A 13,274-nucleotide genomic window follows, 5' to 3' on the forward strand; every position below is an offset into this window, starting at 1 on the left:
AAAAATAGATGGGGATTAAATTATATAAACATATTTTGTAAATAGGATTTTTTTAAAGAAGAGAGTTTCTCCAGTTTATTTTGCTGAAAGGCAATTAAGTCGTCGATTTGTTGGGAAAAAGTTCCAATTTTTTGTTGTTCATTACTATTGGGCAAAGGAATAGGCATTTCAAAAAAAGTATCAGTATGAATTCTCTTTGCTCTTCTAGAACCATTAGCAATATTTCCTTGATATTTATAAAAGCGTACCAATGATACGTATTCTAATAAAAATGTTTCATTTATACTTTCTTCAATATCAAATGCTGGAGAATCAAGAGTTGATTCATAACCATCTAACTCAAGTGGTACAATACCAAATGCTTGATTCAAAAAGTCTAACTTTCCATACATGAATTGTCCCGTTTTTCGAATATAGTACTGAGTAGCAGAACTGCCTGTGTAAATCTCTTCTTTAGGAACTACTCCTTTTCGCCAAAGTTTTACGGTCAATTTCTTCGCAAGACTACCATTTGAACCTTTAATCTTACTTTCTTTGAGAAATTCTCCAAGTATACGCTGTTCCCAAATATCATCAAAATCATCAAACCGAATCTTAGGAATATTCTCCCCACGTTTTGGGAACATTTGCTGTAAGAACCCTTTCTTCATCAGCTTTAAAGCATCTAACTTACGCTGATGAAGAGCGATAGTATTGTCAAGTTGTTTGAAAAAGTCACCTATTTTTTGTTGTTCTTTTAATTTAGGAATATATAAAGCAAATCTAGCATACTCTTGAGCATTAATTCCTGGTTGGCCTGATCTCTGAGAAGTAACCTGAATAAAATTATTATACCTTTCTGTTAAAGTGCTTTGAAAGATAAAACTGACATTATATTCATGTTTGATTTTTGCTCTTATTAGAAACCCAGCAAAAAATACTTTGCCATCTATTTTATTGTAACAATAAGATTTTCCAGTACTTGCTCCTGTTCTCGCTAAGAGAATATCACCCTCTTCTAATAAGTAATGATTTAGGTTATCTAAACTTATATCTGGGGAGGTTAGATTATCTTGATTAAATACATGAGAACTTTCATCAATATCTGTAATTCGAATATATTTATTTTCTCCATCATATGTTTTAGAACTTGCATTAAGGCCATATTCGAAGGAATTCGCAATTTCACCTAACTTACGCTGTTCCCAAGCTCGAAATGGTAAGTTGAAGTAGTGAGAAATTACATAAAAAAGAGGCAACACAAGCTGCCTCTTTCAAAAAACTATATTACTTAAAAATATCTGTATTTACATTTTACTTATTTAAAGAAATTCGGTAAATACTCTTTATGCGCTTCTAAAAGTTCATCCAGCATTTCGCGGGCTACAGATTCGCTTGGAGTTAGTGGGTTGATTGTCATTGCAAGGAGTGCTTTGTCGTAATCACCAGTAACTGCTGCTTCGGCTGTTAGGCGCTCGAAAGTTTTGATTTCTTGGATGATGCCATTGATAGCGATTGGAAGGCGTCCGCTTGCTAGTGGGATTGGACCTTGGCGAGTGATAACACAGTTTGTTTCTACTGCGGAATCAGGGTCGATATCAAGAATAGCACCATTGTTACGAGTATTAACGATTTGAATATCGCGTTTGTCGTTGTAGATAGAGTTAATTAGGTTACATGCTGCTTCACTGTAGTAAGCGCCGCCACGTTGTTCTAATTGTTTTGGTTTTTCAGCAAGTTCTTCTTGTTTGTAAAGCTCAAATAGTTCCGCTTCTACTTTTTTAACAACTTCTGCACGAGTACCATGTTCTGCGTATGCGCGAGCTTGGTCTTCTAGTTGTTGTTTTGTTTGCCAGTAGTAGCGCAAGTAGTCGATTGGAATCATGTTTAGTGTACGTAAGAACGTTTTGTCCCAACCAGTTGCGTTGATGTTTTTAAGGCTTGAGCCAGCTTCATCTTCTGTCATTTTGAAAACAACATCTTTTGTTACATCTTTGCCATTATGATAAACAGTTTTCGCGAATACCATGTGGTTTAGACCAACGAATTCTACGTAAATTTCAGAAACGTCTACGCCAAGAGTTTCAGCGATATTGCGTTCGATGCCGATAGGGCCATTACATAAACCGACCACTTTCTTTTGGTTACTGTAACGAAGAACTGCTTCTGTTACCATTCCTGCAGGGTTAGCAAAGTTGATTAACCAAGCATTTGGGCAAAGGCGTTCCATGTCTTTACAAATATCTAAAATAACTGGGATTGTGCGAAGTCCTTTGAACATGCCGCCTGGTCCGTTTGTTTCTTGACCAACTACGCCATATGAATTCGGAATGCGCTCATCTTTCACACGCGCGTCTAGTAAACCTACACGTAATTGTGTTGTTACGAAATCAGCGTCCTTTAAAGCTTCTTCGCGGTCTAGTGTTAAATGTACTTTCATGTCAACGCCAGCTTTTTCTACCATACGTTTTGCTAAATTACCAACGATTTCTAATTTTTCACGGCCAGCTTCTACGTCGACTAACCATAGTTCACGAACTGGTAATTCGTCTTGACGTTTAATAAATCCTTCGATTAGTTCAGGTGTATAACTTGATCCGCCACCAATAGTTGCGATTTTAATACCTTTAGTCATTATTTATACCTCCAAGGATATTTTTTTGAAAAGGCTTACTTATTTGGTATCACCTTTTCTTCTCACAGTTATAGTATAGGAATTTTATGAAAAAATAGCTAGTATTTGACGAGCTTTAGGTAAGGATTTTCTAAGTAGGAACTTGTCACATTTGAGTAACGAGGTGTTACATGGTAAAATAAAGCGAAAAGAGGTGCGGAAATGCTTTTTTTGGATAAAAATTTGGAATTAAATGATACGGAATTAGATATTTATAATTATATTGTGGCGAATTTAGATAAGGTTGTTTATATGCGGATTCGTGATTTGGCGACGGAAGCGCATGTGAGTACGACGACAATTCTACGTTTTTGCCGAAAATTTGGTTGTAATGGTTTTTCGGAGTTTCGCGTGAAGTTGCAGCTTTATTTGGAAGAGCAGAAGTTGGCGCAAATCGATATGGCGGATGAGACGACGTATATTGATTTTCTGAAACGGACGGCGCAACCGGAGTTTAAAGCGCAAATTCAAAACGCAGTAGAAATTCTTCGTGACCGCGAACTGGTTTTATTTGCTGGGGTTGGTTCATCGGGCGTAATTGCTGAATATGGCGCGATTTATTTTTCGTCATTATTTACGCTGGCGCTACATATTGAAGATCCGCTTAACCACCCGTTTTACCATTTATCGAGCAAATTATCCGATAAAATCTGCATGATTGCGATTTCAGTGGAAGGGGAAAATGAAGACATCATTCGTTATATTCACCAACTGAAAGCGCAAAATTGCAAAGTGATTTCGATTACGAACAGCGCAAAATCAACTATTGCGAGGCTCTCTGACGCGAACATCGCTTATTATATTAATAAGGAAATGTACCAGGAAGCGAATATCACGTCCCAACTACCGGCACTATATACAATTGAAAATATTGCCCGGGAAATAAGAACGCAAATTGATAAAGAAAAAATGTAAAAAGCTAAGTTTTGCTTGGAGTTCCGGGCAAAACTTTTTTTGTAACAAAATTGTCACTTACGAAGAATTTTTTAATTTGCTACGATAGTTCTTTGGAGGTGAAATTATGTACAGTAATAGGAAAGAGAAGGTCGTTTTTACACTTATTATGTGTTCTTTGATGATTTTATGCATGAGCTCTTATAATATCTTTCTTGAAAATGGTATTGGTACAGATTCTTTATTGATTGTTTTAAAAGCATTTGTCCCGTTTCTTTTTATTGGATTTTTATTAGACTTTTTTGTTGTCGGAAAAATAGCGAATCGCCTGCACGCCCTTTTGGTTAGTGAAGATGCTTCGAAATTTAAAAAAATCATTATGATGCAACTATTAATGGTTACATTTATGTGTGTGCTTATGTCGACGCTTAGCCTGATTGTGAATCAAGGCGAATGGAGTCATTTAGGTTTTCTCATTTTACGCAATTATTTTGTGGCTTTATTTTTGCAAGTCTTTATCGTTTCACCATTTGTGCGGTTAATTAGTCCGCGAATTTTTGCCCTTTTGTAAAAAGGAAAAAACGCTTAGCCTCGGCTAAGCGTTTTGTTATTTATGTTCGGCATAATAAGCATCGAGCGCGTCTTCCACGGTTTTCTTCGTGTAGCCGTTATCGATAATATAGCCAAGATCATGTTTTCTAAAACTAGTTTTCAAATGATCGATTAGGTCAGCGAAGTAATATTCAATTTCTCTGTCATCGAGCCATTTGAGCAAGTCTTTCATTGATTCGGTTGCGGTTGTATCGATATTAATAATCGCACTCGCTTCAAAAATGACTAGTTTTGTATCATCTTGGACTGCTTCTTTTAAGCCATCTGCGAATTTGTTAAAATTCCCGAAGAAAAGAGAAGCGCTATAACGATAAATGACAACATTTGGAATTGGTTTTGCTTCTGGTTTACGTTTTAAATCGAAATAACCATGGCGTCCTTCGATTACTCCAAGAATCGCAATTGGTGATTTCATCGAACGACTTACTACGTTAATGAATGATAGGAAAATACCAAGTAGTACCCCAAAAATAACGCCAACTAAAAGAGTCCCAAGTGCTGCAACAATCCAAACAGTTGCTTCACGACGAGAAACTTTGAATAAACCTTTTAACACATCTACATCAATAATACCTACAAGGGCAGCAAATACGATGCCTGAAAGAACTGGTTGGGGCATATAGTAAAGTAGTCCACTTAGGAAGGCAACGATTAGCGCAATAATGGTTGCAGCAACGATAGAAACCATTTGCGTTTTACCACGAAATTGTTCGTTAGCGGCAGTTCTTGATACGCTGGCACTTGCCGGGGAACAACCAGAAAACGCAGCGACGAAATTAGAAATCCCGTAAGCAAATAACTCACGATTATCATCAATCGTATATTTGTTTCTCATGGCAAAACTTTCACTTGGCAAAAGCGAACCAGCAAAAGTTGCGATGGCGCAGACTAGACCCCCGCCAATTGCCATTGCCCACGAGCTTGCACCAAAATCTGGAAGTGCTAGCGAAGGGAAACCAACTGGAATTTTACCGACAATATCGACATTATATTGATCTAATTTAAAGAAATAAGCAGCCATTGTTCCAAGTATTAAAACAACAAGAGACATAGGGATTTTTGGTATAACTTTTTTACAAGTAATAACAATAATGACTGTAACTACGCCCATGGCAAATGAAATCCAATTGGACTGGAAAAACTGTCCGAAAATAATGCCTAGACTAGAAAAGAAACTATCTCCGCTTTCTTTTAGGCCCATTATCTTAGGAATTTGTCCCATGATGATGGATACACTAAGGCCGGAAATGAATCCACTAAGAACTGGGGCTGATATGTATTTTGCGAAACGTCCTAATTTTAATACGGAGAAAAGAACTAAAAATGCTGCACAAAAGAATGCGAGAATTGGGGCAAGCGCGATAGCTTCTTTAGATCCCGCAGCAAGTCCAGCTGTTCCTAAAATGATGGATCCTGTGATAGCACTTGCTGTTGCATCAATTCCGAAAATAAGTTGCGGTGAACTGGCAAATATAACATAGGCAATAACCGGTAAAAATGACGCATATAATCCATAAATGGGTGGAAGCCCTGCTACTTGTGCATATCCCATTGCAACTGGAATCGTCAGCGCAGCAACACCAACACCTGAAATGACATCATTTCGTAAATAGGATATTTTGTACCCATTTAATGAAAGTAAGATGTGTTTAAACATAAGTTCCTCCCTTGAAATGTATTTTATTCTTTATTTTACATCGTAGATACATATTGATAAATCTTATACTATTTACCCCGTTCTTTGTTGTACAAATCCTCTTTTACAGTGATTATTTAAATTAATTTTAGGAAGCTTATTCAAAAAGCCACGATTTCTTTTTAGGAAATCGTGGCTTTTTTTACTTGTTTTTGGCATAAATAGTCATGGCTTCTTTAAGGAAAAGCGAAAGGCCATCGCCGAACTGATCGATATTTTTAGTGAAGCGCTCATCTGCCACGTACATTTCTCCAAGACCAGCAAAGGCTTCTAGGGAATAAATATTGCCGTGAGTATCATTCAAGTAATGGAAAAAATGGTTAATAGCGAGTTGGGCTTCTTCTGACTCTGGAGCAAGTTTTCGAACAGATGCTAAATGACGAAATTCAGCGTCGAAATTTTCTTTTAAAGTTAATTGTTCTTTATCACTCATATTATTTACTTTTTCATTAGCTTTTTCTACTACTTTATCGCCCCATCGTTTTTTTGCTTCTTCTTCGTATGGATTGGTGGAAAAATCAAAACCAGTGAATTTTTCTTTGTTTGTCATTGTTATTTCTCCTTTTTCATTCCTAATGGTCTGATCGAGGGTTGCTAGCATCGTTTCAATTCGCTGCTTTTTTTCTATTAGTAAGTGGCGCTGCAAATCTAAAGCAACATTTTTATCGAAAAAAGGATCATCAAGAATTTGTTTTATTTTTTTCAAAGGGAAATCGAGTTCTTTAAAGAAAAGGATTTGTTGTAATTTGTCGACATCGTTTTCTGAATAAATACGATAGCCATTCCAGTCATCTTTTTGCGGGACAAGTAGGCCTATTTTATCGTAGTGGTGGAGTGTGCGCACACTGACACCGGTGAGTTCAGCCAAATCTTTTATTTGCATGAATGATTCCTCCTTCTGTTTTTACTATAAGCTATGACGCTGCGTAATAGTCAAGCATGATTTTGTGTTTATTATACTCTTTTTAGTGGAAAAGGGTGGAAGGCAAATAAGTTGTAGCCAACTTCTTTTAACAAAATGAATAAAAGCATGGAAAAAAAGGAAACATTCTCGTATAATGAAATGTAAATGTGTCGAATTTGTGACATTGGTCTATCGAGAATTAAGAAGGGGATAGCATCATGAAAGGGAAAATCAAATCCAGTAGTATGTGGCTATGGCACCATCTTACACCGCAAATATTTGCGGTTATTTGTGTTTTTATTATCACGCTCATAGCGCTTTTTGTGCCACCGTATATTGGTATGGCTGATAATGGAGACTTTTTCCGAATCTTCTCGAGTAATGGTTTATTTGTCAATAATACGAATTATGATGCGCTGCAATTTGGGCATTTTGTGAAGGAGTTTGGGATTTATCAGTACTTTAATGAAAACCAAGTAGCTATTTACTCCTCGCAAAGTATCTTTATTCAAATGGCGCTTCTTTTAAATAAGCTTTTTTGGTCGACTACTGTTTTTGATGTGCGTTTTTTAGGTGGGTTGCAATTAGCGCTTCTTTTACCGGCAATTTATTTGTTAGTGGCGGGCTTAACGGCGAAAATGAAAGGCTGGCCGGGGTATGTGGTTGCGGTGCTGACCGTATTTATTTTCGCAGATACGGCTTATACCGCTTATTTTAATTCGTTTTTTAGTGAAGGGCTTATTTTAATCATGATCCTGTATATTTCGGCGGGATTTTTGCTTTTATATCAGCATAAATATAATGATTATGCGATGCTAGGTTTGATTTTTGTGGCATCCCTTATTTTAATTACGGCCAAACAGCAAAATGCGCCGATTGCGGTGGTTATTGCTGTTTGTGGAATACTCGTATTTTTCATCCGGAAAAATCGTGCATTTCGAATCTCAGCTGCGGCTACTTTTTTTGTTATTTTCTTGAGTGGGGTCGTGATGTACGCCTTTATTCCTGGCGAGTTTGTAACGATAAATCAGTACCAAACGATGACGCGTGGTGTGCTACTTGATTCAGAAAATCCGGAGAAATCACTCGAAGAAATGGGCATGAATTCTGAATTTGCTTTACTCAAAGGAACGAATTTTTATCAAAAATATAAAATGATTGATTTAGACTCCAAACTGATGGAAAAGGAATTTTATCCTAATTATAATTTTGTTACGGTTTTGAGTTATTATTTGGAAAATCCAAAACAATTTGGGAAAATGCTTGATTTATCCGCACAAAATAGTTTTTCAATTCGTCCATTTGAGATGGGGAATTTTGAAAAGGGAACAGGGTACAAATTCAAAGAGAAAACGCATTTCTTCTCAGCTTATAGTGATGTAAAAGAAAAATTGGCTCCAGCGAAATTTACGTTTTTAATTTTATGGGCGCTTGTTTTTCTAATTTGTTATGGGGTGAGTGCTTTTAAACATTTCCGGGAGAAAAATATTCGCGGAATGCTTTTATTTGATTTAGTTGTTTTGCTGATTGGTTCTGGGTTTGCGGTGATTTTAGTGACGATAGTTGGCGACGGGGAAGCGGATTTAACGAAACATAATTTCTTATTTAATGTGTGCTTTGATTTGACGATGTTAATTGGGGCGGCGTCTCTGCTCGAAGTTTATTTGAAGAAGAGGGGTGAGCGGAATGCGTAAAAAAATGATTGTCAGTATTCTGCTAGCATTCGTGATTTTCGTTGTCGGAGGGCATTCTGCAATAGCAAAATCGGATGATGGTGTCGTTGTTTTTTATGATAGTTTGGCGACAGGTACAGAGAATGAAGGCAATATGGACGCGCTACTTCGAATGTTAAATAGCTTGGGCAAACGAGTGACGATTTATTCTTGGGAGGAAAATCCTAATCTAAATCAAACAAGTGAAATCATCGTACTTCAAAATAAAAAAGACGGTTTATCCAATGAATGGGCGGAAAAGTTAGCCGAAAGCAAGGCGAAAATTGCATACATAGGCGAAAATCCTCCAACATTTATAACGGATAAATTACAGCTAAAAACAAAAACAATTACAGATACTTCTATCACGATTCAAACGGAAGCTGGACTAGCTGGAAAACCGCAACTGGTGAACGAAACCAATCTAATAACTTCCTATAAAGGAACAAGCTTTGGTGCAATGGATGCTGCTGAAAATGGCAAAGCTGTATACGGCGTTCAAGCAGGAAATTACGCATACGCGCCAATTTTTCAGGCAGATGATATGAGTGAATTTGCTTTAATGGACGTGCTCAAAGCGTTATTCGATATTAAAACGACCACGAACCAATATGCGTTTATTACGGGCGTAAATCCATTTATCGATTTTGATTTACTCAAAAAAACGGCAGATACTTTTTATAAAAAAGGAATTCCGTTTATCGTGAGTGCGGGGCCTGTTTTTTACAATCAAGATTTCCAAGCGGCAAAAAATTATGCGGAGATTTTACGCTACGTTCAAGCAAAAAATGGCACGATTATGATGAACGTTCCAGCAGTGACGTACGGTGATAGTCCGGCGGGAGAACTTGAAAGCATTATGCAAAAATCGGTACATTTCTTCGCCGAAAATGACGTCGCACCACTTGGCGTTACGGCAGAACTGTACTGGAATTTTGATAAAGTATATGGCGTAGAAGGTTTTGCGCCATTTAATACCGGGATTTTGCTACCTAATCAAAAAATTATTCATACAACGAAAGTAAATAATGGCAGCGCATTTGAAAAGTCCCCGTATAGTGTGGCGAACGATTTTTATGCGACTACGACTGAAGGGAGAAGCTTTCCAGTCGATATCGCAATAACCTATTCCTTCTTTGATAACGAGAAAGAATTAAAAGCAGCTGCTGAGGAACTAGCGAACGATAATATTAGTGATTTTAGGTTCCAAGATCATGGGGTAAAAACAAATAAGGATACGATTGAATCGAGTGCAGGCTCACTTTATATCAATAATCAATCAGTTACGCTCGATGGCGATTTAAACTATATTAAAACGAAAAATAAAACAGTCAAGCAAGCGGGCAGCTTAGAAGGGTTTTTCGGCTACCAAAATACCTTTTTCACGATAGTAATTGTACTTTCGCTAGGCATTATTGGGGTTTTATTTGTCTTTGGGTACCGGCTTTACATGAAAAAATATATGAAATGAGGTGAAATAAATGGTTGTTGCAGATTATTTAGCATTATTCGCAGTGGTATGTATTTGGGGACTTTTGCTAATTAATATTGTGTTAATTGTTGCAGGATACGTTTATTATTTGAAAAACGAAGCGCGAAACGTACCTGAAATACCCGCGGAAGTACCATTTGTTTCTGTCATGGTGCCAGCCCATAATGAAGGGAAAGTAATTGTGAAGACAGTTGAGTCGCTGTTAGCTTTTGATTATCCAGTCGATCGTTACGAAATCATTGTCATTAATGATAATTCTTCAGATAATAGCGCGGAACTTTTAGCCGCCATTCAAGCAAAAAATCCGACACGCTTTTTAAAAATTATTAATACCGATAATATTACGGGTGGAAAAGGAAAATCGAATGCACTCAATATTGGATTTGCGGAAAGTTGCGGAGAACTGGTAGCAATATACGATGCCGACAATACTCCCGAACAGCAAGCGCTAAGGATTCTTGTTGGCGAAATTACGAATGATGCGAAACTTGGCGCGGTTATTGGTAAATTTAGAACGCGAAATCGAAATGCGAGCTGGTTAACGAGATTTATCAATATTGAAACGCTGAGTTTTCAGTGGATGGCTCAGGCCGGCAGATGGGCCCTCTTCAAACTGTGCACGATTCCTGGCACTAATTTTATTGTAAGAAGGTCGCTCCTAGAAGAAATCGGTGGCTGGGATGTGAAAGCTGTCGCGGAAGATACCGAGATTAGTTTTCGGATTTACATGATGGGTTACCGAATCAAATTCCAAGCGAAGGCTGTTACATGGGAACAAGAGCCACAAACATTGCCAGTCTGGTTCAAACAGCGCTCAAGATGGGCGAAAGGCAATATTTATGTAATTTTAAAAAATGTTCCACTCCTTTTTAAACGAGAAGGTAGGCGCGTTCGTTTTGATATTTTATACTTTTTATCGATTTATTTTTTATTATTAACTTCCTTGATTGTTAGTGATGTTTTACTCGTATTATATGCGCTAGGACTTGTACATACAACACTTGCCGGACTTAGCGGGGCGCTTTGGTTGCTTGCCATTTTACTTTTTATCGCAGGTACATTTATTACACTCACTACGGAAAAAGGAGAAATCAGTTTTTCGAATTTGTTATTTATTATGTTGATGTATGTGACGTATTGCCAGCTTTGGATGGTGGTCGCCGCATATGGATTCTTTATTTTCTTAAAAGATACCGTACTAAAAAGAGAAACCAAATGGTATAAAACCGAGCGTTTCTAAAAAGGAGAGTGCCTAATGAAAAAATTAACTGTAATCGGGCTGCTAATTTTCGCTGTACTATTTCTGTATAGGCCAGATGTCTTCGCAGCAGATAAAAACTATCAAACAGTTTTTGGGACAGATAAAACCGCCCAAGGAAAATTCACAACCACCAAACAAAACTTCACGGTGGAAAATTACTGGGACGTATCCAACGCTAACGTAAAGCTTGTGTATACAATTACCCAACTGAGCGAAAAAGAAGTTTCCACGATGACACTGAAAATAAACGATGTGGCATTTTACTCTTTTAAACCAGATAAAACCGACAAAGGAACAAAACAAATTGAAATCCCGAAAGACAAGCTGAAAAAAGGGGTAAATGTTCTATCTATCGAAAGTTTTGTCTACACTGATTTGCCAGATGGTCGTTGCACGATTGACGACACACCTGCCAACTGGCTGCAATTCGATAAAACAAGCGCAGTAAACGTATCTTATTCTGATAAAGCTTTCCAAAAAACGATTGCTGAGTTTGGTGAGCGCTTCACTGGAATTGATACTGTAAAAAGTGAACAAGGTGCAGTAGCTGTCTCAAATAAAGCCGGCGATGCCGAACTTGGCGCAGCACTTGAAGGGCTTTCCGGATTTTCTGCGGCGAATACGTTAGAAGATAAAAATATCGCTTTTGGTCAATATGAGGAAGCAAAAACGCGTGACGGTAAAAACTATCTCGTACTTTTTTCAAGCTATGACCATTTACCAAATGATCTTAAATCACAAATAAAAGACGATAATAAACTTGAAAAACAAGCGCTTTTCCAAGTAGTGACAGTTGGAAATATGAATACACTTGTGATTACTTCTAAATCAAATGACGCACTAAAAAAAGCTGGCAAACTAATCGCCAACCAAAATTACTTAAGCCAGCTCGGAACAAATACTAAATGGCTATCAACAGACGAAAAAATCGATACACCAGCGACTAGCGTTGACAAAAATACGAAACTAACAACCACTGGCGATAAACTAAAAGGGATTGGTCATATCACACAAGATTACTTTATCAGCATGCCAGCCAATCGTAGCGCATCAACAGGAACAGAAGTATCACTTGATTTTAGATATGCACAAAACTTGGATTTCGAGCATTCATTAGTAACGATTTTAGTGAACGGAAAACCAATCGGTAGCCAAAAACTTACCGCTAAAAAAGCCAATGGCGACAAATTGACGTTCCAAATTCCGAGCGATTTAAACGTAAAAGGGGATTTTTCGGTTACCGTTGCCTTTGATTTAGTCTTAACGAATAACTATTGTGGCTTTATTGCAGACTCTGAAATTCCGTGGGCATATATTACCCCAGAATCAAATATCAATTTGAATACAAGCGAAGAAACAGACTTGCTTTTTGAACAATATCCATATCCTTTTATTGCCAATGGTGACTTTAACAATGCAGTTGTCGTTGTTCCCGATAAATTAACGACAGAAGATACAGATTCATTAGCAAACATTTTCAATCTGTTAGGCCGCTTCCATGATGGAAATAGAGGTAATCTAACTGCCGTACATGCTGCTAACTGGAAAAAAACAAAAGAAGGATCGAACGTTATTGCAGTTGGTACAATGAATAATAATCCAGTCATCAAAAACGCCAACGACGATCTATATTTCCAGTACAATAAAACAGGCGAATATTTCCTTTCCAATGAAAAAATATCAATTGAAAAAAATTACGGCAAACAACTTGGAAGTGTTCAATTGATTAACTCAGATGGCGTCCCAATTCTGGCAGTTACTGGTCCAGGCGCTAAACAAACAGAACTCGGATCAGATTTAATCGCCACAAAAACCAATCTAGCTAAAATTTACGGAGATGGCGCCATTGTTGATACAGATAACACGATACATTCCTACCGATTCAAAAAAGTAGCAGATACAAAGGAAGAAAGCTTTGGATCAAAAATCAGTAACAACAAAGAAGTCACTGTGTTCGGAGCATTCGCGCTTCTATCCATTGTTATCTTAGTTGTCGCAGTCCTACTAATCTTGCGTAAATATCGCCGGAGCCGGAAGTGAGGAGAAATAA

Annotated in this window: 10 protein-coding genes; 6 read left to right on the plus strand and 4 right to left on the minus strand. The window is 37.5% G+C overall.

Translation table 11 applies throughout. The features are described 5' to 3' along the window. Positions 1–20: 20 nt before the first annotated feature. Together HRK21_RS08530 and HRK21_RS08535 are read right to left on the minus strand one after the other, a co-directional pair. Positions 21–1,241, minus strand: a complete 1,221-nt coding sequence (locus tag HRK21_RS08530; RefSeq protein WP_096824455.1) for a restriction endonuclease subunit S — start codon at positions 1,239–1,241, stop codon at positions 21–23. A 56-nt stretch (positions 1,242–1,297) separates the two neighbouring features. Beyond that, complete coding sequence (locus HRK21_RS08535) at positions 1,298–2,614, minus strand: 6-phospho-beta-glucosidase (RefSeq protein ID WP_070006358.1); 1,317 nt, start codon at positions 2,612–2,614, stop codon at positions 1,298–1,300. Positions 2,615–2,815: 201 nt separating this feature from the next. On the opposite strand from HRK21_RS08535, the gene HRK21_RS08540 reads away from it, so the two are divergent. Together HRK21_RS08540 and HRK21_RS08545 are read left to right on the plus strand one after the other, a co-directional pair. Then, positions 2,816–3,568 (plus strand): MurR/RpiR family transcriptional regulator, encoded by a 753-nt coding sequence (locus tag HRK21_RS08540; protein ID WP_003726690.1) that lies wholly within the window; start codon positions 2,816–2,818, stop codon positions 3,566–3,568. A gap of 106 nt (positions 3,569–3,674) precedes the next feature. Further along, complete coding sequence (locus tag HRK21_RS08545; protein ID WP_070006357.1) at positions 3,675–4,118, plus strand: DUF2798 domain-containing protein; 444 nt, start codon at positions 3,675–3,677, stop codon at positions 4,116–4,118. A gap of 36 nt (positions 4,119–4,154) precedes the next feature. Here HRK21_RS08545 and HRK21_RS08550 read toward each other — a convergent pair whose 3' ends face one another. Beyond that, positions 4,155–5,816 (minus strand): SulP family inorganic anion transporter, encoded by a 1,662-nt coding sequence (locus HRK21_RS08550; protein ID WP_003738216.1) that lies wholly within the window; start codon positions 5,814–5,816, stop codon positions 4,155–4,157. A gap of 181 nt (positions 5,817–5,997) precedes the next feature. After that, entirely contained in the window at positions 5,998–6,738 is a 741-nt protein-coding gene (locus HRK21_RS08555) for a MerR family transcriptional regulator (protein WP_070006356.1), read from the minus strand. Between the two features lie 239 nt (positions 6,739–6,977). On the opposite strand from HRK21_RS08555, the gene wsfD reads away from it, so the two are divergent. From wsfD to HRK21_RS08575, 4 genes are read left to right on the plus strand one after another with little or no spacing between them, the layout of a single operon-like run. After that, the gene (wsfD, locus tag HRK21_RS08560) at positions 6,978–8,453 is read left to right on the plus strand and encodes a glycan biosynthesis hexose transferase WsfD (protein WP_070006355.1); all 1,476 of its coding nucleotides are present in this window, start codon (positions 6,978–6,980) and stop codon (positions 8,451–8,453) included. Further along, entirely contained in the window at positions 8,446–9,942 is a 1,497-nt protein-coding gene (locus HRK21_RS08565) for a hypothetical protein (protein WP_070006354.1), read from the plus strand. The genes wsfD and HRK21_RS08565 overlap by 8 nt, the downstream gene beginning before the upstream one ends. Positions 9,943–9,952: 10 nt before the next feature. Next, the gene (locus HRK21_RS08570) at positions 9,953–11,203 is read left to right on the plus strand and encodes a glycosyltransferase family 2 protein (protein ID WP_069888141.1); all 1,251 of its coding nucleotides are present in this window, start codon (positions 9,953–9,955) and stop codon (positions 11,201–11,203) included. A 15-nt stretch (positions 11,204–11,218) separates the two neighbouring features. Further along, on the plus strand, positions 11,219–13,264 hold the full coding sequence (locus tag HRK21_RS08575) for a cellulose biosynthesis cyclic di-GMP-binding regulatory protein BcsB (RefSeq protein ID WP_070006353.1): 2,046 nt from the start codon (positions 11,219–11,221) through the stop codon (positions 13,262–13,264). Positions 13,265–13,274: the final 10 nt, after the last annotated feature.

Origin of the sequence: Listeria monocytogenes (genome assembly GCF_013282665.1) — a bacterium.
In the GTDB taxonomy this organism is placed as follows: domain Bacteria; phylum Bacillota; class Bacilli; order Lactobacillales; family Listeriaceae; genus Listeria; species Listeria monocytogenes_C.

What these genes read in the sequence shown, in the direction of transcription:
- HRK21_RS08575 (WP_070006353.1), top strand. Translation starts at nt 11,219, where the DNA reads ATGAAAAAATTAACTGTAATCGGGCTGCTAATTTTCGCTGTACTATTT.
- HRK21_RS08565 (WP_070006354.1), top strand. Translation starts at nt 8,446, where the DNA reads ATGCGTAAAAAAATGATTGTCAGTATTCTGCTAGCATTCGTGATTTTC.
- HRK21_RS08545 (WP_070006357.1), top strand. Translation starts at nt 3,675, where the DNA reads ATGTACAGTAATAGGAAAGAGAAGGTCGTTTTTACACTTATTATGTGT.
- HRK21_RS08555 (WP_070006356.1), bottom strand. Translation starts at nt 6,738, where the DNA reads ATGCAAATAAAAGATTTGGCTGAACTCACCGGTGTCAGTGTGCGCACA.
- HRK21_RS08535 (WP_070006358.1), bottom strand. Translation starts at nt 2,614, where the DNA reads ATGACTAAAGGTATTAAAATCGCAACTATTGGTGGCGGATCAAGTTAT.
- HRK21_RS08540 (WP_003726690.1), top strand. Translation starts at nt 2,816, where the DNA reads ATGCTTTTTTTGGATAAAAATTTGGAATTAAATGATACGGAATTAGAT.
- HRK21_RS08570 (WP_069888141.1), top strand. Translation starts at nt 9,953, where the DNA reads ATGGTTGTTGCAGATTATTTAGCATTATTCGCAGTGGTATGTATTTGG.
- HRK21_RS08550 (WP_003738216.1), bottom strand. Translation starts at nt 5,816, where the DNA reads ATGTTTAAACACATCTTACTTTCATTAAATGGGTACAAAATATCCTAT.
- wsfD (WP_070006355.1), top strand. Translation starts at nt 6,978, where the DNA reads ATGAAAGGGAAAATCAAATCCAGTAGTATGTGGCTATGGCACCATCTT.